Source organism: Sulfidibacter corallicola, assembly GCF_017498545.1.
Taxonomy (GTDB): domain Bacteria; phylum Acidobacteriota; class Holophagae; order Acanthopleuribacterales; family Acanthopleuribacteraceae; genus Sulfidibacter; species Sulfidibacter corallicola.
Genome location: NZ_CP071793.1, coordinates 4,265,932 through 4,292,201 on the forward strand (window position 1 = coordinate 4,265,932; position 26,270 = coordinate 4,292,201).

At 61.0% G+C, this 26,270-nt stretch carries 15 protein-coding genes; 7 read left to right on the forward strand and 8 right to left on the reverse strand.

Features of this window, described 5'->3' with window-relative positions:
- Positions 1-60: 60 nt before the first annotated feature.
- Together J3U87_RS12800 and J3U87_RS12805 are read right to left on the reverse strand one after the other, a co-directional pair.
- A complete protein-coding gene (locus J3U87_RS12800) occupies positions 61-3,795 on the reverse strand; it encodes a tetratricopeptide repeat protein (RefSeq protein ID WP_237383434.1) in 3,735 nt (1,244 codons plus the stop codon).
- 585 nt (positions 3,796-4,380) lie between these two features.
- The gene (locus J3U87_RS12805; protein WP_237383435.1) at positions 4,381-4,731 is read right to left on the reverse strand and encodes a phenylpyruvate tautomerase MIF-related protein; all 351 of its coding nucleotides are present in this window, start codon (positions 4,729-4,731) and stop codon (positions 4,381-4,383) included.
- A 413-nt stretch (positions 4,732-5,144) separates the two neighbouring features.
- Here J3U87_RS12805 and J3U87_RS12810 point away from each other — a divergent pair, with 413 nt between their 5' ends.
- Positions 5,145-5,945 carry a polysaccharide biosynthesis/export family protein gene (locus J3U87_RS12810; protein WP_237383436.1) on the forward strand — a complete coding sequence of 267 codons (801 nt, stop codon included), beginning with the start codon at positions 5,145-5,147 and terminating at the stop codon, positions 5,943-5,945.
- A 62-nt stretch (positions 5,946-6,007) separates the two neighbouring features.
- Here the strand turns inward: J3U87_RS12810 and J3U87_RS12815 are convergent, their stop codons facing one another.
- Positions 6,008-6,241, reverse strand: coding sequence for a hypothetical protein (locus J3U87_RS12815; RefSeq protein WP_237383437.1), 234 nt, complete (start codon positions 6,239-6,241; stop codon positions 6,008-6,010).
- A 26-nt stretch (positions 6,242-6,267) separates the two neighbouring features.
- Positions 6,268-7,347: a tetratricopeptide repeat protein gene (locus J3U87_RS12820; protein WP_237383438.1), complete on the reverse strand. Its 1,080-nt coding sequence runs from the start codon at positions 7,345-7,347 to the stop codon at positions 6,268-6,270.
- Between the two features lie 353 nt (positions 7,348-7,700).
- Between J3U87_RS12820 and J3U87_RS12825 the strand changes: the two genes are divergently transcribed.
- Entirely contained in the window at positions 7,701-8,468 is a 768-nt protein-coding gene (locus J3U87_RS12825; protein WP_237383439.1) for a 3',5'-cyclic-nucleotide phosphodiesterase, read from the forward strand.
- An 825-nt stretch (positions 8,469-9,293) separates the two neighbouring features.
- On the opposite strand, the gene J3U87_RS12830 is transcribed toward J3U87_RS12825, so the two are convergent.
- Together J3U87_RS12830 and J3U87_RS12835 are read right to left on the reverse strand one after the other, a co-directional pair.
- Positions 9,294-13,322, reverse strand: a complete 4,029-nt coding sequence (locus J3U87_RS12830; RefSeq protein WP_237383440.1) for a proprotein convertase P-domain-containing protein — start codon at positions 13,320-13,322, stop codon at positions 9,294-9,296.
- A 556-nt stretch (positions 13,323-13,878) separates the two neighbouring features.
- Positions 13,879-14,574, reverse strand: coding sequence for a hypothetical protein (locus J3U87_RS12835; protein ID WP_237383441.1), 696 nt, complete (start codon positions 14,572-14,574; stop codon positions 13,879-13,881).
- A gap of 168 nt (positions 14,575-14,742) precedes the next feature.
- On the opposite strand from J3U87_RS12835, the gene J3U87_RS12840 reads away from it, so the two are divergent.
- The 3 genes from J3U87_RS12840 to J3U87_RS12850 are packed head-to-tail and all read left to right on the forward strand — an operon-like array spanning position 14,743 to position 16,624.
- Positions 14,743-15,414: a cyclic di-GMP-binding domain-containing protein, MshE-related gene (locus tag J3U87_RS12840; protein ID WP_237383442.1), complete on the forward strand. Its 672-nt coding sequence runs from the start codon at positions 14,743-14,745 to the stop codon at positions 15,412-15,414.
- A gap of 57 nt (positions 15,415-15,471) precedes the next feature.
- Complete coding sequence (locus J3U87_RS12845; protein WP_237383443.1) at positions 15,472-15,699, forward strand: hypothetical protein; 228 nt, start codon at positions 15,472-15,474, stop codon at positions 15,697-15,699.
- A 22-nt stretch (positions 15,700-15,721) separates the two neighbouring features.
- Complete coding sequence (locus tag J3U87_RS12850) at positions 15,722-16,624, forward strand: DNA-formamidopyrimidine glycosylase family protein (RefSeq protein WP_237383444.1); 903 nt, start codon at positions 15,722-15,724, stop codon at positions 16,622-16,624.
- Between the two features lie 857 nt (positions 16,625-17,481).
- On the opposite strand, the gene J3U87_RS12855 is transcribed toward J3U87_RS12850, so the two are convergent.
- Both J3U87_RS12855 and J3U87_RS12860 read right to left on the reverse strand, forming a co-directional pair.
- Positions 17,482-18,525, reverse strand: coding sequence for a LacI family DNA-binding transcriptional regulator (locus J3U87_RS12855; protein ID WP_237383445.1), 1,044 nt, complete (start codon positions 18,523-18,525; stop codon positions 17,482-17,484).
- Between the two features lie 58 nt (positions 18,526-18,583).
- The gene (locus J3U87_RS12860) at positions 18,584-19,885 is read right to left on the reverse strand and encodes a radical SAM protein (RefSeq protein ID WP_237383446.1); all 1,302 of its coding nucleotides are present in this window, start codon (positions 19,883-19,885) and stop codon (positions 18,584-18,586) included.
- Positions 19,886-20,399: 514 nt separating this feature from the next.
- Here J3U87_RS12860 and J3U87_RS12865 point away from each other — a divergent pair.
- Both J3U87_RS12865 and J3U87_RS12870 read left to right on the forward strand, forming a co-directional pair.
- Positions 20,400-22,406, forward strand: coding sequence for an FHA domain-containing protein (locus J3U87_RS12865; protein ID WP_237383447.1), 2,007 nt, complete (start codon positions 20,400-20,402; stop codon positions 22,404-22,406).
- Between the two features lie 437 nt (positions 22,407-22,843).
- Positions 22,844-26,137, forward strand: a complete 3,294-nt coding sequence (locus J3U87_RS12870; RefSeq protein WP_272932484.1) for a serine/threonine protein kinase — start codon at positions 22,844-22,846, stop codon at positions 26,135-26,137.
- Positions 26,138-26,270 lie beyond the last annotated feature (133 nt).

Sequence of the window (26,270 nt, forward strand, 5' to 3'; positions counted from 1 at the left end):
GGTCTTCCATTCGGCCGCTTGCCGGGGATCATCGCTTCCGGACCGGATCCGAAACCCACGTCACGAGGACGTCTCGGCCGGGGCGGTTCGCTCGCGCTGCCTCACCTGGACTTTCAAGTTGGAGTAGAGCGCGTTGATGGTTTCGGGTTTTCCGTAACGGTCCAGGTAGGATTGGCGCAGGAAATGGGGCAATCGGGTGCCGGGTGGTTTGAGTGCGATGGCACGGGCCGTCAAGCCGGCACCGTGAAGGAAACTCTGACGCAGGTCGGACGACAGGCTGGACTCGGTGATGTGCAGCGCGGCCTGGAGCGGATCGCCCAAACTGAGTTGGTACTTGCTCTCCAACCAGATGCGCAGATTCTCCGGCGCGTGATCCAACCGCGGCAGGAGCGAAGCGAACAGGTCCTGCTGACCGGTGTGGAGCAACCACTCGAGGGCACGCCCGGGTACGGGCACGGGTTCGCCGTCCCCCTCGGTCTCCAGCCATCGATTCAGCTCGAGCTCCCGCAACCGCCCGTAGATGGCGCGCAACCCGGTGTACATGTCGCGTCGATTGTCGCCGTACAGCTCGGCCAATTGCGAGAGGGAGGGACCCGAGCCACTTTCGCGCAGGATGGCGAAGGCCTCCAGGCGCATCGAGCGGGTGGAATCGGCGTGATCCCAAATTTTGCGGAAGAAATAGGCGGCCCGTTCGGCGTCCACCCGGGCGGCGGTCCAACCGGCATCGTGCCAAAAGCTCATGAGATCGGGGAAGCGTTTGGTGAGTTGTTCCTGGAGATCGAGCGTCTTGAGCTTGATGAGCGGATCGTCGAGTTGTTCCAAACAATGCAGGCAGGCTTCGAAATCGTGGAGGTCGTAGTGGATCTGGGCCTGAGCCGCAAGGGCTCGATCGCGATAGGTCTCGTCTTCGGCCGCCTCGCTCAACCACCGCAAACGGTCCTGGGCCATGTGGGTGCCGAACTCGGCCTGCTCACAGGCGATCAGCATGCGGTTGTAGGCTCCCCACCGGCGCAGCATCTCGGCGAACTCGTAGAGCGCTTCGAGATTGTCCCGCTTTTTCTGCAGCAGAACCCGGTACACGCCTTCGGCCAGCGATTCGGCGCCCTCTCGATCCTTCTGGCTGAACTCCTCCAGCAACTTGACGGCGGCCACGGTGAACCCGTAATCCAGGGCGATGCGGATCAGAAGCCCGTAGAGATGCACGATATCGATGCTGTCGGGATTCTTGCGGAGATAGCCGCGCAGGTACTGATAGACGGTTTCGGCCGCGTTGGGCACCTTGGAAGTGAGGTTGCGGAAGGTATCCACCGCCCGCGGCACTTCCTTGTGGACCAGGTAGTAGCGGCCGAGCAGGAAGGCGGGTTTGGGATCCTCGGGAAATTTTAGGTTGATCAGGCTGGCGATGTGGATCAAGGCATCGCGAATTTCGGGGTCGCGCAGATCGATGCGGTTGAGGGTCTTGTTGACCTCGTCCAGGTTGCCGGCCTGAAGGTACCAGAAGGCGAGATCGAGCAGGGAACGCTCGGTGCCGACCTTTTCGCAGAAGGTGGACTGGGCCTTGAGAATCATGTCCAATTCGCTGGGCCGATGCTGGTGCCACTTGCGCAACAGGGGGTCCCAGATGGACTGGTCCTCGTGGAGCAGGGCCAGGTTGAGGACTTCTTTCAGTAAATGACTGTTGCCGGGAAAGACCATGTCGCCCAAGCGGGCGCGATTCTGCTGCCAAAACCGGTTTTGGCGCGAGCTGAGGCAATAGAAGCGCAGCGCTTCGGCACTGTGCCCGATGCCCTCGTAGGCCATGCCGAGCGATTGGTAGATCTCGGGGAGATCGCCCTGAAAGCGCGAATCGTTGATACATTCCTGACCCAGCCGGATGGCTTCGGCATGAAGGCCGTTGCGCAGGTAGATGCTGAGCTTGGCCTTGGACCAGAACGCCATCGAGGCGGGTGATTCGGCATAGCGGTCCCCGATTTCGAAGGCCTGTTGCAGGCGATCGGGATGGCGGCCGCCCCACTTCTCGGTGAGCGCCACCGCCGCGGGCCAATTGCCGCTTTCGAGATGGGTCGAAAGCTTGCCCTGGAATTCCAGGAACTGGCGCTGTTCGGGACTGGCCACCGGTGGCGCCGCCTGTTCGGGGCCCACGCCGGAGAGGCTGTTCTGGTGTTTCGAGCGTTGGCGGATGTATTGTTCGGTGGCATCCTGCAGGTGACGTTGAAGCGCGCCCCAGGCCCGTTGCGGACGCAATTCGGTATTCACCCGATCGAGAATCTTGACCAAATCGCGATAGTCGGCGCGGTATTTGGTGCACAGGGTCTCGGCGGGTTGAACCAGCTCGGCACTCAACTCGGGATAGGTTTCCATGAACAGGGTCAGCTCGGGCAAGACGGCCTCGTATCGCTCCATGCGCATGTTGAGGTGGATCAATGCCAACAGGTAGAAGGGGCTCGGCGGATCCTTGGGGCGGCGTTTCTCGAGCTGCGCCAGCAGATCGGGATCTTCCTTCTCCTTCATGTTCATGACGACCAGCAAGGCCGTCATGCCGGCCATCTGCGAGTCGGTGGGCGCCATGGCCCACAACAGCTCGGCATAACCGGCGTGGTAGGTTTCGACCAACCGGTCTTCCAGCAACTGAAGCAGTTCGCGTTCGAATTCGCCCACATCCTTGATGGCCACGAAATGGAAACAGGCGAGGTCGTGATCGCCGTCATCCATCTTGGAACGGCCCACGATCCAATGGAGCTCCGGCAGGATGGGATAGCGCTCGAGCACTTCCTCCATCAACGCAATCACGTCGGGATGGGAGTCTTCGGCGTAAAGGCTCTTGAGCAGGAGCGCGGCACTTTCCCAGCTCTGGTTCCCTATGTAGATGTCCACCAATTCCAGCAGGACGCGGCGTTTGCTGTCCGGCTCGGTCATCTGGAGCATGGCGGCTTTTTTGAAGTCGAAGAGTTCGTCTTCCTTGAGCGACTTGAGACGACCCAAGACGCGGTCGAAGATCTCCTCGTCGTTGAGGAAAATCGCCAGTTTGAACTTGAGCAGGCACACGTCCGCCTGATCGGGGTCCGGAAACAAATCGTCGACGGCCACCAGCACTTTGAGCGCGTAGTCGCGACTCTCGTTACCCAGGGCGAGCAACAGCGACAAGGCCTCGTTGTGCTTGCCGGCCGCCAGGATCAGCCGGATGATCTTGAGCCGATGGGTGAACTGGCCCATGTCCAATTGGCCCGAGCGCTGGCAAAAGGCCATGATGCGCTTGAGGAAACGCGGGTCGAGGCGCAGGGCCTTTTCCCAGAGTTGCAGGCCTTCCTCCAACTCGTTGCGCGTGAACCGACCCACGCCCGAAGCCACGTACAGCGAACCGGCACGCCCGGGTGCATCGAGAATCGATTCGGCGGCCTGTTCCCACAGGTCGATGATCCAACGTTGGTCGGCCTCGTCGTAGAGATTCACCCAACCGGCGATGTTGCTGAGCGACTGGCGGTTGAGCAGGTCGTCGGCCAGCGCGGTCCGGAACCCGGGATATTCTTCGACGTACTTGGTGAAGAGCGGGCGATTGTCGCCCTCGCACAATTCGTACAACTTGAAGGTTTTCAAACCGGTCTTGAACAGGGCCAGCGTTTCGGTCCAAGCCGCGCGCTGAAGCCCGATGGCAATCCCCTCGCGAAAGAGCTCGAGCTCCGGCTCCAACTCGTGTTCGTGCAGTAGCTCGGCAAAGGCCTTCCAGGCCTTTTCGGCGTTTTCACGCGTGCGAATCTTGCGAATTTTTTCCAGGTTTTTTTCGAGCGCCCGTTCCAAAATGAGTACCTCGTCCGTTCACCTCTCCCCGACCATGGACCGACTGGGCCGCGCCGTTCCGGAGCAGGGAAGGCAAGGCCGTGCGAAGACCGGGAAAGAACCGTCAGATATCAGAAACAAATGATCGAGCAGCGCTGAATGTCCATGGGATTGCCGACTTCGAGCCGCATTCGACCGTCCCCACCGCACGCCTAGGCCTGGCTGGGAGATCAGCCGATTCGCGCGGCAACACACTGCCGAATATCCTGGAATCAGTCAAAAGGAATCGATCCATCATAGCTCAAATTGTCTGGGGTCGCCAGTGTTGAGGCCCGCGAGCGGGGTGAACGGCGGACCCTTCGCAACGGCGCGGACCCCTTCGGGCCGCGCCCGCCACCCAATGCCCATCCAGAAAGGAAATCATTTCGACAACCCAAGCGGTCCGGCTGGCTGGGCACGCGATCGGGTATCCGGGGTCAGGTCCCGGCAAGGCACGTGTTCAAAGGTAATTAGCTGATACCTGATTGCCGAAACCGGTCGGTGTCGGCAACCCTGCCGGCTCAGAGGCGCGTTTTCAGAAAAACCCGGTTTCGGGACGGACACCACCTAGCGGGCGAAGGTGCGCCCGTTCCAAGCGAACATCTCGCGGGCCGGGCTGGAAAAGGCGATGTAGACCCGCTCGGGTGGAATGCCCAGACTCTCCGCGCAAAAGAGCGCCAAGTCGCGCGACAGACGCGGCGTTTGCTCGGGCTCCAAGCCCAGACTCAGCAGCTCCAGGTAGGCCGCGGGGCCCGGCTCTCCGGAAAACGTCATCTCCCCCGCTTCGACCCAAATGGTCATCACGTAACTCTCGGGTTTGCCCAACCAGTCGGCCAGGAGCGCGGAAGCGCCCTGTAGGGCTTCGATTCGCGTCTGTTCCGGGAGCTGCACCTGGGTGGTAATGCGCAACGTGGGCATGATCGACCTCCAGAGGGCGAGAAAACGGCCGAGCGCGGCCAGTGCGACCCACGCTGCCCGGCACGGTGCCAATCTCGAGTTTTGAGAACGTGTAGCACCATCATACCACTGCCGACCGACCCGGTTCCAACCCAACGGAGACCCCCACCGACATGTGAATGCGATCCCATCCACCCGAACGCCTCACTTTGGGTATAATGGTCCACGCCATTCCACTCCATCGAGGCACCGCGTCGGAAACCGTACCACCAGGGTGGCGGTTCGACGACGGCCGTCCTGCGGCGGCGGCACGCACGCCCCAGCCTAACGGCTTTGGCGATCGATGGAACGGAGGCCTGGAGACCCGAACGAACCTACCGCGTCCAGCCCCGCCCCACCGGGCCGCACGCCACCGATCCATGTGGAGGAACTCTTTGAAAACCGTAGCCATCTTGTTTGGTTTGATGTTGACCCCGTTGGTCCTGGCTCAGGAATATCACATGGGCCCCGATGATCTGGTCAAGATTTCGGAATTGAATTACCCGGCCATCGAAGGGGAGTACCGCGTCAACAGCCTGGGTTACATCAGCATGCCCGAACTGGGACGCATTCACGTGAAGGGCAAGACGCCGGCCGCGCTCCAAGAACTGGTCAACCAGAAGATGCGCCAGTTCCTCAACGCCCCGCAGGTCCTGGTGGAAGTGATCGAATACAACTACCGGCCGATCTCGGTTCTGGGCGCCGTCCACAAGCCGGGTCAGCTCAGCAGTTTCTCCCCCAACCTCACCTTGGTGAAGGCCCTTTCGGAAGCCGGTGGCATCAACGAAAACGCCTCGGACAAGATCATCGTGATGCGCCAGACGGAAACCGGTATCACGGAAACGCTGGAGCTGAGCTACGAGCGCCTGATGTTCGACGCCCAGAATCACCTGAACATCCCGCTCTACCCGGGTGACACGATCAACATCCCGGTAGAGAAACCGCTGCGGGTCTCGGTCATCGGCGAAGTCAACCAGCCGGGCGAAAAGGAATTCTCCAGCCGCGGCAAGGTCACGATCCTGCGCGTCATCGCGGCGGCCGGCGGCCTCACCGACTACGCGCGCCAGCGCTCCTTGATCGTGAAGCGCGAGGTCGACGGCAAACCGGCCGAGTTCAAGGTGGATATCCGCGCCATCACCAACGGCAAAGATCCGGATTTCGTCATGGCCCACGGCGATGTGTTGATCGTGCCCTGATGCGTCGAACCGCGCGTCGTCTGGCACGCGGTTTCACTCCGATTTCGAGCGGGGGCCGGGCGCTACTCGTCCTCCAACAGGCACCGGGGATCGAAAGCCACCCGTGGCAACCGGCCCAGTCCGCTGAGGTCCCAGGTCGCGCGTTCGTGCAGCAGCGCTTCGGCGGGGCCACCCAGCGATGCGGACGCCACCCGGGCCTGCAAAAGTGTCGCTTCGAGCTTCGATTCGCGCTCTTTTTTGGAAGCGCTGGGCTTATCTCCCGTTTCCGAATCCTTTTTCGTCAGACGCTTGGACACCGGTTCCCCTTTCCCGTGGATTCCCCTCACACTTCATCGAACAAGCTGGGCTGAATGGCTTCCGCCTGGGATTTGCCCGCGGATCCGCCGCTTTTATCCAAATTGAGGCTGCTGATCTCCAGCCCCAGGGTCTTCAGGATGTGGTAATACCGGTCCAGCTCGACCTCGGAAAACCGGAACAGGCCCTCTTCGTCTTCGGGAGCGTGCATCGGCAAAACACCCTTGCGAGCCCGTTCCAGCATGCGCTTGAGCGGGATGTGGTACTGCTTGGCGATATCGCCGAGTGTCCGCGGAACCAGCGCTTTGGGATTGACCTCGCGAAAATCGAAATGCTCCTCCACCATGTCACGGGTGTAGTCCATATCCAAAACCCAGGCCCGTCGCAGCTCCGTGCTGGGATCTTCGCCCAACTTGGCGCGGGCCTGAGCCAGGCCGATCAGCGCCATCGTGTGGTTCGGTTCCATCGCCAACAGCGCTTCGAAGGATTCGCGGGCGCGCTGGTTCTGCTCCAGGTACAGCCACATCTCGCTGAGGCCCAGGCGCGGCTCCACCTTGTCCGGATGCGCCGCCACATAGGCCTCGAGCACGCGCACGCACTCGGCCATTTTCTTCCAGGAACGCAGGCATACCACCTTCAGCTCGAAGGCCAATTCGTTTTTGGGATCCAGCAGGTGAACCCAACCCAATCGGGCCAGGGCCACGTCGAACTGACGACGACCGAGGGCACCCAGCGCTTCGTCCAGAAAGAGTCGAATCCGCGCCGCCCGCGACTTGCGGAAGCTGGTGCGCTCGGGATACTGAAAGTGAATGACGGTCGTCGGCAACAGATCCAACTGGTCGGTCGTGGCGGTCCCCTTCTCGGCGATGACCTTGGACATGCAGGCTTCTTCGAAGAATTCTTCGATCATTTGGAGCTGCTTGTCGGGAATCGGGATCTTTCGCTCGCGTTTGGCGGCATAGCGCTTGGCGAAGGAGGTCATCATCTCCTGGGGATCGCCCATGACCAACCGAATGACGATCGGGTCCGGGTGGTCCGCGTCGGCGCCCTTGATCTCGATCCACTCGTAGCCGTCCCCTACTTTCTGTACTTCGATGTAGGTGAGCACGCCGCCTCCCGCTGGTGTTTCGCCCACGGCGAAATGATGCCCATCATAGCGCGCGGAGCGGCTCGGGCCAATCGCTCAATTGGGTGAAAGGCCGATGTGCGCTAGGTCATCAAACAGGGCCAGCGGTTTGACAGCTCGATCCGAAAAGGATAGGTAACAGAGAGCGAATCTTGAAAAGATCGACAGGACCGTCACGGAGCGTCATTTCGGATTCGTGGTCAAAAAACACGTACGAACCGCGATTCTTCTATCGGAAGACACCTTTTCGAGGTGCCATTAAACGATGGATGTTCCATTTTGTGTTAAAATTCGTGGAAGCGAATCTAAATACCTGTTGGTTCTTAGGTTGATTTATGAAGGTCGAAATCCTGGGCGCTTACGGCGGCAGCACGGACACCAGCTTTCTCACCAGCTTTCTGATTGACGATTTCTTAGCGGTTGATGCCGGTTGTCTTACACAAACCCTCAACCTGGAGAATCAGGCGAAAATCACGGACATTCTGATCAGTCACACCCACCTGGACCACACGCTCTCGCTTTCGTTCCTGGTGGACAACATGTTCGGCCTGCGGGAAGAGCCGATTCGCATCTGGTCCGGCGAAGAAATGATCTCGGGCATGCGCCTGCATTTGTTCAACGACGTCACTTGGCCGGACTTCAGCGTGCTGCCCTCCGCCGACAAACCTTCGCTCACCTTCAACACCGTGGGCGAGGGCCAGACGATTCGCCTGCGTCACCTGAACGTCACCCCGATCTGGGTCAACCACGTAGTTCCCTGTTTCGCCTTTTTCGTCGAGTGCACCGAAACCGGCGCCTGCCTGCTCTACACGGCCGACACCACCTCGACCGATCGGGTCTGGAAGGTCGCCAACGAACGACCACGCCTCGATGCGGTCATCGTGGACTGCTCCTTTCCCAACGACATGGAAGACCTGGCCCGCGCCAGCGGACACATGACGCCGCGCCTGTTGGCGCAGGACCTTTCCAAGCTGTCCCACGACTGCAGCATCCTGGTGTACCACATCAAGCCGATGTTCGAGCAGGTGATGCGGGTGCAACTGGCCGAATTGAATCTGAAGAACCTGATGGTGGGCATTCAAGGGCGCGTCTTCGAGCTGTAATCGCGAACGGTGGCCCCATGCTTGGATGATTCGTCCCGGGCCTATCCTGATGGCATGGCCAGCCCCACGAAACACCTGCTTGGACGCGCAATGTCCCGGCCCTATCCTGATGGCATGGCCGTGGGCCCACCGGCACCATGTTTGGATGATCCTAGTCCCGGGCCAATCCTGAAGGGATGGCCAGCCCCATGCTTGGCCCACAACTTATTTAAAATGCGCGCCTTGGCGCGCCACCAACAGCGACCCTGTAAGGGTCACACATTACAGCGAAGGGTAAGGAGGCCACGCCGACGCAACCCTGGTTGTTCGGGGATCCCGAACCCCAGCCCTGTAGGGGCGGCTCCGCGAAGACCCATCGGCGATGGCGCCCCGCCCCGAAGAGACGGTTCCGCGAAGGGCCATCGCAGGTGGCGTGAACTCCGGGAGGCGCTTCGTAGCCCCGCCCCTTCAGGGCTCGATGCGGGCTCTCCAAACATCCAGGGTTGCGTCGGCATCGCCTCCTTACCCTTCGCTGTTTTGTGTCGTCCCTTCAGGACGCCTGCTGGTGGCGTGCCTTCGGCACGCGTTTTAAATAAGTTATGGTCCCGGCATTCGGTTGGCCATCCCTTCAGGATTGGCCCCGAACAGCACCCATCCAAACACGGAATATCCCACCAACATCCCGACATCCCAACACCGCATTGCCACAAACGGAATCCATACATGGGATAAACCCCGACACGGAATCCCTGCGTGGGATACGACCCGACGCGAACGTCGCACGGAAGGGACCCCGGTACGGTTCGCGCGTCCCGGCCATGCGGCACGCGCGAACCTTCCCGACACTCAGCGGTTCGAGATCTTCAGCTCCGCCACATGGCCCGGGACGCCCTCCACCATGAGGAACAGGAAGCGCCCGCGGTAGGCGGACAGGTCTTCGATCGCCAAGGCGGCCCCGTCCCCTTCGGTCGGCGCCGAACAGGCCACCGACGCCATTTGCGAACAGGCTTCGTCCAAATCGCCCGATCCGGCGGTGAACGCCTGGAACAGGGTTCCCGGCGCATCGGTTTCGATCGCCAGCGAACCCTCGGCGGCGTCATCGATCCACAGGGCGTACCAGGTCTCGGGTCGATCGAGCGCACCACAGTCGGTGGTCTTCCGATCTCGATGACCGGCCAGCGAAACGGGCAGGCGCAAGTCCGAGGCGAACGTCACCAACCGTGCATCGGCACACAGGTTGGGCACCTCACGCGGCTGCACCAACACTCGAACCACGGTTTCGCGGACCAGGCCGGTCTCGTCCACCTGGGTCACCGAAAAGCGATCGACGCCCCGAAAACCCCAATCGGGTTCGTACACGATCGATCGACCATGGACCTCGACGCCACCATGAGTCGCGACGTCTCCCAGATCGACGGCGTCGCCATGGTAACCGGCTGCATCGCCGTCGCGCACCACAGCCCGCAAGGGAATCACCAGATCCCCGTCCTGGGCCACGACCAGGGTCGCCTTGGTCGGCGATGGTTCTCCGAAATCGTGCGTCGGATCGTTGATGATGGTCACCAGATCCAGCAGCGTTTCACCCGAAGGCCAATCGCGGCCCATCTTTTCGAACCAGATCGGCGGCACCACGATGACGACGCCCGAGCCTTCGACCGATTCGAGACTGCGATCGGTCACGCGGAATCGGAACGCGTCGTAGCCGAGGAAATCGGGCGCGGGTGTATAGAGGAACCCCTGCTCGTCCACGGTGAGCTGGCCAGGATTTGGGCCCTCGAGCAACTCCCAGGTGTGGCTGTCGTCGGGGTCGGGATCGTCGATCGTGGGCATGATGCGCGGACTGGCGGTGTCGCGCGCGGTGAAGATGAAGATCTCGGCGCCGCGCGGTGCCGAGTTGACCTCGAAATTCACGGCCGCCACGCGGATTTCGGCAAGTCCCTCGTAGGCGGTGTCGTCGGTCTGGGCGGTGCCCAGCACGATTTCGTAGGCGGTACCCTCCGGCGGAAGATCTTCGTCCTCCAGGCCGGTGACGACCACTTCCCTGGCCTGATCCCAATCATCGCCGGTGAACACCAATTGGGCCGGCGACACCGAACCCTCGCTCGTGTCCGTACTCAGGATCGGCAGTGTGACGGTATGGTACGGCCGGCTGCCGAGACGCACCGTGAACCGAGCGGTGGTGCCGTCCTCGACCGTGCGCAGGGGCTCTTCGGCTTCGACCAGGATCTCGCTGACATCGTCGTCCAAGTTGACGCCGTTGAACACCAGGGATTCCAGGAGCGCATAGGTGGCATCGCCACTGCCGCTGGGATTCAACGTCACGGTGTAGTTTTGGCTGGCGTCTTGGAAGGCGTCGTCCAAGCCGCTGACGGTGATCGTTTGGTATTGGTCCCAATTCTGGGCATCGAAGTTCAGCGAGGCCGGCTCGACCATCGCCTCGCTGGGCACCGAAGAGGACGCCGCCAAGATCACGGTCGCCGTCGGTTGCGAATTCAACCGGACCTCGATGGTCGCGGCATCGCCCGCTTCGCTGGTCTCCAGCAGGGCCGTCGAGGGTGTCACCAGGCCGCTGGTATCGTTGTCGCGATTGGTCACCGTCAAATCTTCGGTGTCGCCATCCGTCAAGGCGTTGTAATCGGGATCGGCGCTGATGGGATCGCCGAGCCTGACGGTGAAAACCCGATCGCCATCGTCGATGTCGTCGTCCATTCCCCGAATGGTGATGCGAACCGGACGGGCCCAGTTGGAACCGTCGAACTGCAGGGAAACCGGCTCGACGATGCCCTCGTCGGTGCTGCTCGAAGAAAGGGGAATCAACACCGCCGAGGCGGGTCGCGAGGTCAGGTGAACCTCGATCCAGGGCTCGGCATCGCCAGGCGTTTCCGTGACGATCAGGTTCTGGGAGGACCTTGCCGAAATGACGACACCGATCCGATCGTTGTCGACGTTGGTGGCCGCGACATCCTCGGGATCGAGGCCCTGGTAGGCGAGGTCGGCACTGGTGGCCGGCCCGAAAACGACGCTGTAGGTTCGGTCGCCGTCCTCCTGGTCGTCGTCCACCCCGCCGAGCGTCACGGTCTGCGGCCGATCCCAGCTCTGGGCGGTGAACACCAGTTGCGAGGTGTCGATGATACCTTCGGACTCGTCGCTGCTGCTCACGGGAATCACGACGTTGGCCGAAGGCTGGGTCGACAGGACGACCGAAATCGACGCGGTCTCCAGATCGTTGATCTCTTCGGTGGTGATCAAGGGCGTGGCACTGGGGATCACCACGATGGCCGGCGTCGGCGGACAGGTGCAGGTGGTCAGCGTGAGCGACCAGGACTGGAGCACGATATCGTTGTTGCCGGTGGTGTCCTCGATTTCGAGGGTCCATACGCCGTTGGGATTCTCGCCGATCAGTTTCGACAGGGCCCCCTCGGGAATCAGGTGGGGGGCCGTGGTGAGACCCTGGTAGGGATAGTCGGTCGCCAAATCGGTCGCGTCGTCGTCCCAGAGGGTCCCGTCGAACACGTTGGCGTGGTTGCCGCCGTTGGCGCTGCTCAACAACACCACGGAGCCGCCTGGTGATCGCAACGTCAGGATCAACTCACCCGAGCTGGGATGCTGGATGGCCGTGGTCACGTCCACATCGCACAGGTAGCCCTCGAGGTTGGTGGCGTCGATTTCGGCGATGACGCGACTACCGGAAACCGTGCCCCCGCCGCCCGGATGATTCGTTTGTTGGGTGAGGTCCGGCAGGGGGTCGACGGTCGTGAAGTCGAGCGTCAGCTCGGCAAGTCGCGTGAGGCCGTTGGGACCGCCGTCGAGGTGGAGCGTCCAGCTCCCGTTGGGATCTTCCCCTACGAACGCACCCAGGGCGCCCTCGGGAATCAGTTCGGGGGCGGTTTGGCCGTCCGTGAAAAAGGCATCGCTGACCGGCTCGTCGGCCTGATCGTCCCAGCGAGTGCCGTCGAACAAATCGCGGAAGCTGCCACCGTTGCCGGAAGTGAGGGTGACACGCGTGCCCGCCGGCGATTCCAGGCTCATGGCCACATCGGCGGCGTAGTCCTGGGTGAGCCGGGTGACCACGTCCAGATCCAGAATGGTCCCCTGGGCACCGCTGACGACGATGACGGTCGATCCATCCTCCAACGCCAGCTTGATTCGAAAGCGATTCAGGTGTCCCCGGTCGCGGGTAAAGTGGTCGCGGATTTTTAAAACCCAGTTACCGTCGGCAAGCTGGTTGTCGAAATCGCTCAGGTTCCCGACGGGATCCGCGAGACCGGGGCCGTAGGTCACACGCCAGTCGTCCCGATAGTCGGAATAGTTTTCTTCCTTGAGCACCACTTCGGTGCCCTGAGGCGAAACCAGGATGAGGGAAAGGTCACCGCGCCAGGTGTGGGTGATGTCGATTTCCACTTCCAACACCGAGACCAGGCGGGCCGATCCGGTGTTCAGGGTGAGCGGGACTTCGATCCGCCCACCCGGATTCCCTTGATTGGCGTCGGGAATGTCGACACGCGTATCGTGGAGCTCCTCGGCGGTTCCCACGGTGAGGTCGAGACCGATCGCCTGGGCCTGGTGGGTGTCGAGCTCGCAAAACGGCGGCCCATCGGGTGCGACTCCGGCGAAAGCGCTGCCGGAAAGTGAGGAGAACCCCACCAGCAACAGGGCCAGGCAGGCGGCGACCCCGCGTCGGGTGATGGTCGGGATGGACGAAAAAGGGTTGGGTGGGGAGAGCGGGGTTGGGTCCTCGTGGAAGCGGGTTGCACGAACGGGACCGGACCAGGGACGAGCACACTCGGGGGGGAAGTGGCCGGCGCGACTCGAGTTCTCGGCGAAGGGAGACGGACGCCGTCCTCGAGTAGCACGGTCGCTCACGCGACTGTTCATTTGAATTCCTCCGAAACCTACAGGGAGAGATATACCGATAGTTAAAAAATGAAGGGGGCGCCGAAAGGGAGACGACCCGGGATGAGCACGGGCGCGGAGAATCCGCCGGAGAACCGGTGACCTCGAAATGCGCCAACCAGCGATATGGATTCAAATTGGGATCGTGTCGAAATACGAACGCCAGGGGATCGATCTTGCGAAGGAAAATCGAGCCCGAGGATCTCCGGCCATCCGCGAAAAAACGCAGAACACCGAAAGCACCTGTATCTTAGCCGGAATGTGCGGCAAAGGGAATCGCCATTTGGCAATCACTGAGTTGGTATTCAATACTTTGGCGGCTTCGGAGGCGATGCCTGTGAAAAACGCATTGCTGCGGGTGTATGACTTTTTTACCGTGGCGGACACGGAAGTCCCAGAGGCGCGTGACGGGCGGCCCGAAGTGAGCCCGCCAAAAACGGGGGATGTCGTGCCGGTAGGCGGGGAAGGCCGCCCAGGTCAGCCAGCCCCATCCACAAACCGACGAAACCCAAGGGAGAGGGCGGGCGCCCTCGCAACCTCAGGACGAGCGCGGGAAAAACTCGATTTGTCCGAACGCTATCTTAATAATGTTACCGGTGCGCGGATTGAGGTAGTAATCGTCGTATTCGGCGGGCGCCGTGATCGATTGCAACTGGTAGTGCAGCGCGGGCACGGGCAGGGAATCCAGGTAGATCGTGGTCGGACCCACCAACTTGATGGTCACGTCATGGATGGTGCCCTTGTCCTCGTACAGCGCCTTGTAGGTCTTCTCGGTACCGGGCTGCTTCAGGTCGCCGAAGTACATCAAGGGATGGAGCTCGATGTAGATCGGACCCTGATGTTCGATCTCGGAAATTTCCGGCTCCTTGCCGGCGATCATTTTCTTGATGATGACCTTGCCGTTCTCCGCACGGGTTTCGAAATTGGTAAAATCTTTGTTGACCTGTTTTTCGGCCGTGGTGTGGCTCAGTGAATAATCCTGGTTGAGCATCGCCGTGCGGGTGGTCTTCATGGTGACCTTGTCCCCCTGGGCCAGGTGGAAAAGCGTCTGCAGTTTAAAACCGCCTTGACCATCGGGAAGCTTGGCTTTGTCCAACGTGTACTCCAACTTCATGGTTCGCTTGCCCTTGTCGAATCCGTCGAGTCGGGTTTCCATGAGGTTGTTGGAACAGCTCATCAATAGGAGGGCGAGGGTACTCGAGAGCGCAAAGCGCCAAAAAACATTCACTTGCAAGGCTACTCCTTGTTCATTTTCCCTCAAAAGAGGGAAGAAACCGGGATTTTCAACTTTTTTAAGACTTGGCACGATAGCTAAATTGGACGCTTTCGGCGTCTCTGGTTAGGCGTGAGGAATACTCCGCGTCACCACGCTCCCCGGTGACGCCGATGCCGGCAGGTTCTCATGACGAAAAAGCAGAAGCGATTGGGTGAAATGCTTCTGGGCGAAGGTCTCATTTCCCAATCCCAACTTCAACGAGCCCTGAAGCGTCAGCGGCAGTGGGGTGGTCGCCTGGGTTCCAACCTGGTGATGACCGGCGCGATCCGTGACTGCGATCTGAGGCGGTTTCTCGCGGTACAAACCGGAACTCACGAGGTGGACATCTCCGAAATAGAGATCCTGCCACACATTCTAAAGAAGATTCCACAAAAAGTAGCCGAGCAATATTGCATGGTGCCCATCGCCCTGAAAGCGGAAAACGTGCTTCAGGTCGCTTGCGCCGATCCCACCGACGAGCGCGCCATCGAAACGGTGACCCGAATCGCCGGGCACCCGCTGGAACCCTACATTACCTCGTATTCCAGCATTCTTCGCGCGATTCACCGGTTCTACCTGGGCATTCGCGTGCCGGACGGACCCACCGAAGCCTCGGTGCCCCCTACATCGGAACGGCAACCCTACCTCAACGGTAATTGCGGCGACATGGTGCCTCGCGCCGAGTTGACGGACCTGCAGCGACGCTTCGACGCCCTGCTGCGGCTGTTGGAGGACAAGGGCCTGGTCACGGACGAAGAGCTGAACCGCGCCTTGTCGGCCCCTCCGGAAACCCAACCCCCGCGCGGGTCGCGGTCGTGATAGACTGGTGCCCATCCAAAACCGGAACATCGCGAGGACAGGCATCGGACCGACACCATGAAGACAGATTCGAACGAATTGAAGTCAGGCACCATCTACGATCTCATCCTGCATGACGGCGGTTATTACATCAACGTCGCCTGGCCGTCGGACGCCGCCCCCGCGGCACACATCGCCTCGGCCCTGCCGCTCGCCGGCGCCTACCGCCTGCCCCTGCTGGGCAAGCTGCTGCGAAACCACTGGGCAAAAAGCCGAGGTGCGATCCTGACGCCCCTGCCCCACTGAGGTCGACAAAAGGCGGTTGATCATGCCCGAGCTACCCGACATCGTCACCTACCTCGACGCCCTCGACCGCTATTTTCGCGACCAAACGCTCGAACGGATCCGCTTGGTCTCGCCATTCCTGTTGCGCTCGGTAGAGCCGCCGCTCGACCGGGCCCACGGACGCCGGGTGCTGGGGTTCCGCAACCTGGGCAAACGGGTGGTGTGGGAACTCGAGGGTGACCTGTTCCTGGTGTTCCACCTGATGATCGCCGGGCGTTTCCACCTGAAAAAGGCCGGCGCCAAAACGCGCCGTAAATTCGACCTGGCGGCGTTCGACTTCGCCGAGCACAGCCTGTTCCTGACCGAGGCGGGCACCAAGAAACGCGCCTCGCTCCACCTGATCCACGGCGCCTCGGCCCTGGCGGAACAGGATCCCGGCGGGCTGGACCTGTTCCAAACCGACCTGGCCCAGTTTCGCACCCGGCTCCAGGCCGAAAACCGCACACTCAAGCGGCGCCTCACCGATCCCCGTCAGTTCAGCGGCATCGGCAACGCCTTCTCCGACGAGATCCTGCACGCGGCGCGCCTTTCCCCGTTCAAACGCACCCAGCAGATGACGGATGAGGAGATCGCGCGGCTCTTCGACATCTGCAGGAGCCTGTTGCAACGATGGACGGAGCGACTGAAAACCCAGGTCGGCAAGGGCTTTCCCGAAAAGGTGACCGCCTTCCGCGAGGATTTCGCGGTACACGGCCGCTATGGTCAGCCCTGTCCCGATTGCGGCAAGCCGGTCCAGCGCATCGTCCACGCGGAGAACGAAAGTAATTACTGCGCCGCGTGCCAGACGGGCGGCCGCATGCTATCGGATCGAGCCCTGGCGCGCCTGCTCCAGGAAGATTGGCCGCGCACGCTGGACGAGTGGGAAGGTCGCATGGCCGGGAAGTGAATCGGTCCCGCCGATTCCCGCCCCGAAGGAAATCAAGCCCAGGGTTCCCGCATGCCAAAAAGTACCGTCGTCGCAGTAGGTGCCGGGCCAGCCCTGGGCGCCGGACCGACTTTTCGAAGCCAACCAGGTCTGCAATACCCGCGACCTCAGAGGGGCGTCGTGCCCGGTGGGTTCAGCGGCCCGCTGAACTTTTCGAAGCGATCCAAGTACCCATCAGAATGGTCCCAGGAGCGAAGCTCCCCACCTTCGAATGAGCAATATTGTGGAAGTGAACCAGGCATGGAGTCCCTGCAACTTGAGAGGAGCGTCGTGCCCGGTAGGTTCAGCGGCCCGCTGAACTGTTCGAAGCAATCCAAGTACGCATAAGAATGGTCCGAGGAGCGGAGCGTCTCAGCTTCGAATGAGCAATAACCGCCAAGCCTGACATTTGGGGTCGGTTAGTGGTTGTATTTCGCCCTCGGATCACTCGATACTGGCGTGCTTCGCTCTGGTGTAGCGGTTTCAATCGCCACCAAGTCGCTTCGTCGTGTCGGCCCAGCGGGCCAACCTACCGCGACGACGCCCCTCATTATAATGCGGGAACCGCGAGCGTAGGTGGCTTCGAATGGTACATCCGGCGGATGTACCTACCTGGCACGACGCCCCTTATCGACATGCGGGCACTCCTCGAGCGAGTCACTTCGAAATGTCGGCCCAGCGGGCCAACCTACAGCGACGACGCCCCTTATCGACATGCGGGCACTCCTCGGATAGGTCACTTCGGAATCTCGGACCTGACGATTTACGGCCCCTGACAGAATGCACAACCCGAACAGAATGCACAACCCGAACTTCGAGCCCTGCCGATCCCCCCGAAGTCAGGGGCCCTCGGGGCAGGGTCCGGTGGAATCGCGACGCACCAACTCGGAATGCAGCAAAAAGTGATCGTCGCCCTCGGAGCCGCCCTGGATGCGTTTCAACAACACCTCGGTCGCGATCAAGGCCACCTGCTTGATGGGCTGGCGCGAAGTGGTCAACGGCGGCCAGGCGTAGTGGGCCATGGGCGTGTCGTCGAAACCGCAGACCGATAGATCCGCCGGAATCTCCAACCGTCGCTCGTGGGCCGCGACCAACACGCCCATCGCCATGTGGTCGTTACAGGCGAAGATGGCGGTGGGACGGGGGCTCAGGGTCAACAGCCGCCGTGCGGCCGCGTAGCCCGACTCGAAGTTGTATGTCCCCTGTTCGACCCACGATGCATCGATCGGCAACCCGGCACCGCGCATCGCCTTGACGTACCCGTCGTACCGGTCGTGACTGGAGCCGTGGTCCGGGTGACCCATGACGAACCCTATCCGATGGTGGCCCAGCTCGATGAGGTGCTCGGTCAGGCGCAGGGCGGCCTGCTCGTCGTCGACCGCGACGCGCGGGGCATCGCCGATGGCGCGCTGCGAAATCCGCACGTGGGGAATGCCCTGCTCGGTCAGGGCCCCCAACAGGACCTCGTTTTCCGAAATCGGCTGGGAGAGCAGAAACCCGTCGACGATGCCCTGATGTTTCAGGCTCAACACCTCGTCGACCAAATTGGCCCCCACGTCGCTACACGGATGGATCAGGAGCTGGTAACCGTATTGGCGGCATATCTCGAGCGAACCTTCCTGAATGGCGATGATGTAATCCGACTGGGGATTGTCGTAGAGCAAGCCGATCACGAAGGCACGCTTGGCCGCCAACCGGCGCGCCGAGAGGTTGGGGCGGTAGTCCAGCTCCTTGGCCGCGGCCAACACCCGCTCGCGCGTGGTCGGCCGAACGTTCGGCTCGGAATTGAAAACGCGGGAAACCGTCTTGATCGATACTTTCGCAAGGGCCGCCACATCGTCGATGGTCGCCTTACGCGCGGCGGGCGTCTGGGTCTTTCTCAAAAATCCTCCCCGTCGTGATCCTGATATATTTTAACCGCAGTGGGATGAACTCCGCGCCTCACACCTTGTAGGTGGTCTCGCGCAGGTCCGTCGCATTCATGCGGCACATGGACACCATCTCCCCATGCAGCGGCACCTTGAACGAGCACGCCGCCAGACGCTCGCGACCGACGGCCGTATCCAACTCCGCCCCGCTCATGAAGTTGTGCACCACGAAGGCCATGGCACGCAGGCGCAAGCGTCCACGCAACGCCGCCCAAATCACCGCCGGGATGTGACGGCGTTCGTCCCAACTGCGCGCGACGGCACAGGCCGCGACCCGGGCCAGCAAAAGGGGATGACGCAACAGCAGCCCTGCCACCTTGGCGATGGTGACCGACAGGGGTTGGTCGTTGAGGTCCACACCGCCCAAGTGGCGAAACAACTCGGCCACCAGGCGATGTTCGGCTCGATTGTCGGGGCGCACGGCCTGCAGCAGAATGCGGCGCCGGCCCAACTCCATGGCGAGAATCAGGGTCAGCCAGGTACAGTCCGGATGACCGAATTTGAACGGGTGCGCGTCGAGTCGGGTGCCCAGGATCTCCTCGAGGCGTCGCCATACCATGCCCCCGGTCACGCCGCCGTCATCGTGGGTGCGACCGGTCTGGGCTTGGGGTTGCAGGCTGAGGATGCGAAAGGCATCCAGGTTGTCCAGGAACCAGGTGACGACGTGATCCAGTTGAGCCAGGTTTCGACGGTTGATCGTGAGCGTCGTCGCGGCTTTCAGTTTTCGACCCGTACGTTTGCGGCAATCGCGCAGCATCGCGGCCATCCGGTCGCGAATGCCGTTCAGTTCCCGCTCGGAATCGGTGCGCGCCACGCCCTTGCGTCCGCGCTGGGTGATATCCACGTGAATCGAGATCTTGGTGAGTCCGCCCTCGGTCACCAACCGGTCCAGGTAGGCGGGATCGTGGAGCACCACGTCCCCGTGGGTCATGACCATCGGCACCAGTTGGCGAGTACGGGCATAGCTCAGGATCCGGACCAGGTCCTCGACAGGGAGCAGGGTCACCTCACCACTCGTGATCTGGATGTTGCCGCCGGGCCCCATGTGGCGGCGCATGGTGTCGATCTGCTCGCGAATCTCTTCGAACGGCATCGGCTTCTGCTGGTTGGCCCGACTGCCGAGGTAACAGGCGGTACAGCCGAAATTGCAGCGTTCGTGAACGCCGTGGGTGGCCGCACACCCCCAGACGTAGCTCCCGATCATTTGATCCGCCACGCGCAGGGATTCCGGGATCGCCGACCAACGCCGCTGCAAGGCATGGATTCGGTCGGGGGAACGAGGCGACAGGAAGGACCGAAGAAGGGTGGCAAACATGGAGACCCTCGTGGCTTGGAGATGAGGACCAAAGGATCGCCGTCTCGCGGGATCGGCATCCCGGCACGGATCTCGGTGGCCCGGACGATCCCGGTCGGGATGTCGCCGAACGGCGAGTCCCAACCTCAGTTGGCGGAATGGAAACGGTTTATGATACCAGAAGCGCCCCCGAAGATCGTCCGGCTTCCCCGAGGCCCGTTCCGCTCGACCACCAACGGGCGGCATCGAAACGAATTCAGCGGTCGCCGGAACCGGTTGCCGGGCACGAAGACAAGGGCGCGCAAGATCCCTGCTCCCAAGAGAACCACGTCGCTCAAAAATAAAAAGGCGGTCCGGGAAAAAAGACCGCGCAAGCTGGCCAAGCCTTTACCAAAAGGGTACAATCTAAGCGTCTGACCATTCTCGTGCTTCAAAATCAAGAAGGTGGGCGTCCCAGGATCTCAAGCTTGTCGATCTTCCAACCCCTCCGGTAGGTTTCTCACTTGTCGATCCCACGCCATTCGAAAGGCTGGTAATGTCACGCACTATATTGATTGTCTCGGGTATTTATGAAGGCAAGACTTTCGACCTCAAAGAAGGCATGGAGATCCGCATCGGTCGCGACCCGTTCAACGACATGATCCTGGCCTACGACCCCTGTGTCTCCGGCTGTCACGCATTACTGAAATTCGAAAAAGGCAAAGCATACATCAACGATCTGAAATCGTCCAACGGTTCCTTCGTGGGCCGCGTTCGCATCGAGCCCGGAATCTACAAGGAAATCAGGGACTTTTTCGTCGTGGGCTCCACCATTCTGCGCCTCGTGGACAACCCGGTTCGCAACATGGCCGAACCCCTGCCGGTCACTTCCGACCTCGCCCGATCCTGGATGCCCCAGCCGCTGTTCTCCACCGCTCTTCAGGTCGCGGGCGACGACCCCTTCATCAAATCGGTCCACCTCTTTCTGGCCCTGCTCGAGAATTTCAAGGACGAACTCAGCCCCTTTTGGGAAGACATCGGTTTCGAGCTGGATCTCGACCGCATCGCCGACCGCATCGAGTCCCACCAGGTGTTTTCCGGCGAGTATCAGTGGATCAACAATTTCCTCGTCTTTCACGCCAAGCTGGTCAAGGGCCGCGCTCAACAGGTGACCCCCAAGGTCAGGCAATTCATGGCCGACGTCCAGCCCCACCGCACACCGGACCCGGTTCGCATGCTCAAGGCCATGCTCTCCGACGACTTCAGCCTGATCTACCCGCTGCTGGACTGGGAACGCACCCAGGAAACCTGGATGCGCGGGTTCTCGGTGTTCTCCCAAAAAATGAGCGGCGGCCACATCAAACGCGCCCGCAAGAAGACCAGCCTGGTGGGCTTCGCCTCACATCTCCAATTGCCGCTCGAATTCTGGGTCACCCTGGAAACGGCCTGTAAACAACACACGGTCGTCGCCCTCACGGGTAGCCGGGGCTGCGGCAAATCGAGCGTGCTGCGCTTCTGTTTCGGCGAAAAGAGTTCGTCACCGGCCCTGCCCGAGGCCTTCAAGGTCGACGACAAGTTGCTGTTCGACCCCCAGCTCTTCCAGGCCATGGAAAACAAGGAAACGTTCGACTCCTACGTCGAGCGCGTGGGCGGCGCCATTCGCAGCGGCGGCGTGGTGGGCATCGACCATGTGGACGCCCTGCTCATGCAGTTTCAGGAAAGCGAAGACCGCCAGCACGAACTGTTCAAGGCCCTGCGCGAACCCGAGGGCACCCTGATCTTCGCCCTGAAAAAGGAAAACCTGGACATGGTGACCTCGGCGGTCGACAACCTCAAGGTCATCGAGATGGACCGCTACATGGAAGAGGTCCTTCCACGCATCTACGAGAACCTGATCAACCAGTTCGAGAAGCGCACCCAAAAAACCCTCAGCAAGGAAGCACGGCAATTCATCGTCGATCGCGTCGCTTCCGAAAGCCCCTACGACCTGGGCAGATTGCGCTCGTTCCTGGTCCTCTGCCAGGTCCAAATCGAAGAGCAGAACGCCTTCCCCATCAATACCGGGGGCGAGAGTTCGCGCCTGGGCGAGGCGTTCGTGCGCGAGATCCACGAATCGTGGGCGGGCGCCCTGGTGGCATCCGGCGACACGGTCGGCGTCGAGGAAGAGGTCCTGCGGCAGGTGGAGAACCTGGTCCACAACTTCGCCAAGCACATCCTGAAGGTGCACATCAGTTACGGCGATCAGACCCGCCACTTCTACGATTCGGGCCGGATGAGTCGCGAAGAAAAGCTCGGCGAACTCAAGTTCCACCTGGTCAACCTGCTGTCCACCTACGAATCGAGCTTCCGCAAGTGGTTCGAGCAGTTCTGGGCGCGCGTCGATCCCGAGGTCCTACGCAAGGAATTGAATTCGACCAACCCCAAAAAGCTGTGGAGCGAATTCGAGAACCACGCCCGTCACATCGATGTGGACTACGCCGAGGATCACTTCCACGAATTCTTCGGCCATCGTTTCCTGGAAACCTGGCGCTCGCAGAAGGTCGGTGTCCAGGAACCCACCTGAACGCTCCCTCACCAAACACGAATAATCTGTCCTGAATCACAAGTTGACGACCCTGACTTGCCTTGACGGCCCGTGATGGTGCTATGCTTCAGGTCCCAGTGGCCGCGGCCATCCGAAGCGATGGCGTTGGTTTTCGGCGGCTCGTATTTTTCCAACCTGGCCGCCATATCTTCATTTTTTTCAGAACCTTGCACTTTGTGTCCGTGTAAACGCAGATCGGACCCGGGTATAATGCCTTTTACAAGTTGGTGAATTCATCCCTGATTTTTGCTAGATTGCTTTTCACAAGGCAAAAACCGCCACAGACATGTGACACACTTGAGATATTTGGGTTATGGGAATTGCTCGATAGCTTTTCGAAGATCGATTCATGTATGTGATCCGACCAGGACACTGTCTCCCTAGGTTTTATTTTTCAAGAGGTTGCGCAACAAGATATGGATCATCCTGAGAGAATCGGTAAGTACACCATTTCCTCATTCCTGGAAGACGGGCCCATGGGGTCTTCCTACCTGGCCTCGGATTCCGTGAACGGCAGAACCGTGGTGTTACAAACCATCGAACTGAATTTCAACAACGAAGACCTCAAAGAACAGTTTTTGACGCGACTCAAGGAAGAAGCGCGGGTCTGCACCAAGCTCAAAGACGAACGCATCGCCCCCGTTTACGACATGGGCCAGGCCGACGGCATGCCCTATATCGCCGTCACCGCGCGTTCCGGCCGCACCCTCAGCCAGTTATTGGAAGAAAACGGACTGGATCTCAACGGCAAGGTCAAGGTCCTGGCGGAGATCGGTCAGGCCCTCGATGTGGCCCACCAGCAGAACATGGTGCACGGTGCCTTGAATCCATCGCAGATTCTGGTGACCTCCCAACGCGACATCCTGATGCTGGATTTCGCCCTGAACCGCTTGGGCGAAGAGGAAATGGCCAAGTTGGGCAGCAATATCGCGCCCCCCGCCTACGCCAGCCCCGAAAAGGTGAAGGGTCAATCGGTAGACGCACGATCCGACCTGTTTTCGCTGGGCATCCTGAGTCACGAGGTACTGACCGGCAAATCGCCGTTCCTGGCCACGACCGCGGTCACCATGATCTACCAAATCGCCGAGAGCGATCCGGTGCTTCACGATGTACCCGGCCTGTCACCCGACAAGCAGGCGCGCCTGAAGGACTTTTTCACTCGGGCACTGAGCAAGGAACCCGGACAGCGTTTTCAGAGCGGCAACGAGTTTTGTGCCGATCTGTACGATTCCTTCGACGCCTGGGATGCCGACGCCCTGGGAGGCGCGCTCTCCCAAAACGGTCCGGATACTTCGCCGCCCATTCCGCTCGACGTGACGGGTACGGTCAAGATTCAATTCACCGACGACATGAAGGAGATGCTGTTCGGTGCGGAGACCGCACCGCCAGGTCTGCTGAGCACGCCACCGGCACCGAAACCCGAACCACCGAGGCCGCCCGAACCCGACAAATCGAAAGACTACCTGGAAGATTCGCTCGAGGATACCTTCGATGAAGCCGAAATCGGCGCCACCATTTCGATGACCTCTCTTCCCGACGTGGACGAGTCGAGCGATGCGACGTCGCACCCCGAGCAGGTCACGGCCACCGTGGCCATGCCTGCCATGGTTCCGCCGCCGGAGCTGGAAGAAGAATCGTCGGACGACCACGATGCCGGCACCACGGCCCCGATGCCGGTCGTGCAATCCGAAGAACCGGAACCGCCGCCCAGGGTGCCGTCACCCATGGCCGAAACGCCCCGGGATCCCTCGGACACGGTGCCGCCCGGAATGGGCCGCACCAAGCTGAGCACGGCACCGCCCGACGACGATTACGACTACCTGGAAGACACCGAACCGGGCGAGAACAAAAAGGTGGGCTCCACCGTCAAGATGCCGGTTATGGACGATGCGGCGCTTTCCGCTTTTTCGGATCGCTACGAGGAACCGAGCCCGGCCGACCGATTCGACGAAGACCTGGCGTCCGCCCAGGTTCAGGGCACCATGCAGATTCCTCTGGGTGAATTGGGCTTGGAGCCGGAGGAGCAGACACCTCCGCCGATCGAAACCCGACCTCGGCCCTTGCCGCTGCCCACGCCCGAGCCGACACCTCCGATTCAGCAAACGCCGCCTCCCCTGACGACCCCGGTCGCACCGCCGGCCGAACCGGCACCGCCCCAACCGGCGACATCCGCCGGCTCCTCCAAGCTGCCGTTGCTGATCGGTGGCGGCGTGCTGGCCCTGGTACTCGTCGTGGCATTGATTTTCCTGATTCCGGGCGGCGACAAGCCCGATGAAGATCCCGTTCCCGAAACACCGGTATCCACCACGCGAAAGATTGAGATCGGGCGTGAGTACCAGGGTGCTTCGGTGTTTCTGGGTGAGCGGTTCCTCGGCCAGGCCCCGCTTTCGTTCGATTTCGAGAAACAGGAAGGGAGCAGCGATGCCGTGACGCTCGTCTGTTCCGGATTTCTTGCCCATAGCGTCGACCTGAATCCCGAGGATCAGGGCGATCTCCAAATGGACATGGCCATGGTTCCCGGGCCCATCGACCGGTTCTGGGAAGAACAGGACCCCTACTTCGAACACGCCGAAGCGCCGCTGGTGATTTCGGTTCTGCCCGAAGGCGCCATGGTCCTGATCAACGACGAACCCGTGGGCACCGAACCGGCCTTCCTGTTTCCCCACGATTGGGAAGAGCAGGACATCAACATCACCGTATACTGCCCGGGCTACGAGGCCGAAACCTTGTTGTTGCCCGCCTATACCTGGGATTCCGGATACATGAATCTGGATCTGTTGCCCGGCGATACCGACGGGCACCTGCTCTTTCAGGAACCGGATTGGGACGGTAACACCAAGCTGCTGACCTCCATTTCGCCTCAGCGCGAAGACGAGGACGGCTTTTGGCAGAAAACCCGTCGCAGCAACTCGACGCGCGCGTATCGGGCTTATTTGAAGAAATTTCCCAAAGGAAAATTCGTCAGCGATGCCACCCGGCGCATCGAGCGCCTCGAGCTCGAGAACGAGCTGGACAAGATCATCAACGTCGGCAACCTCGATCAACTCCAAGCCTTTCTCAATCGACATCCCGATCTGGGCAGGTCGAACAAGGCCCAATCCGCGATCAAGAACCTCCAGTTCGTGGCGAAAATCGAAAACGCCTTCAATGCCGACGACATCGACCTGCTCAACGACCTGATCGATCAAAACGGCGATATCAGTCGACGCTACGCTCGTTGGGCCCAGGGCCGCCAAGCGGAACTTCAATCGCGCCACATTTCGCGCGCGGGTTTCGACGCGCTGCTGGCCTCCCGCGATTTCGATCGCGTCCAGGGTTACCTGAACAAATATAACAATCGGAGCACCCAGCGTACCCGCAGGGCACGATCCCTCCATATCAGCCTGATGGACGAGCGCGAACGGAAGCTGACGACCGCCGTGCGCCACGAATCGCCCAACAGGGTTCGCCTGCGGCGCCGTCGTTCCCTGTCGCTGGAGTTCACGTTTGCCGGCGGGATCCCCTTCGACGTGGCCGACGCGACCTGTCGCTACACCGTGGCCGGCAAGACCGACGAGATCAAGCTCGCCATCCAGGGTCAGAAGATGGTGGCCAACATTCCCCATCCCGAGCTCAGCTCCGGAAAAATGACCTACTTCCTGGTGATCAACGACAAGCACGGCAATACCTACAGCCTGGTGAACCGGGTTTTCACGACCGATCTGCGCTGATTCGACGAAACGTCCCAAGCCCCGATCTCCGGAGGGAGCCATAGGTCCTCACCGTGATCGGGGTTGGAACCCTTTCGATCCCAACGCAAAGTCCCCGGGTTCGACCCATCACGGCAAGGCGAGCGCTCTCTTG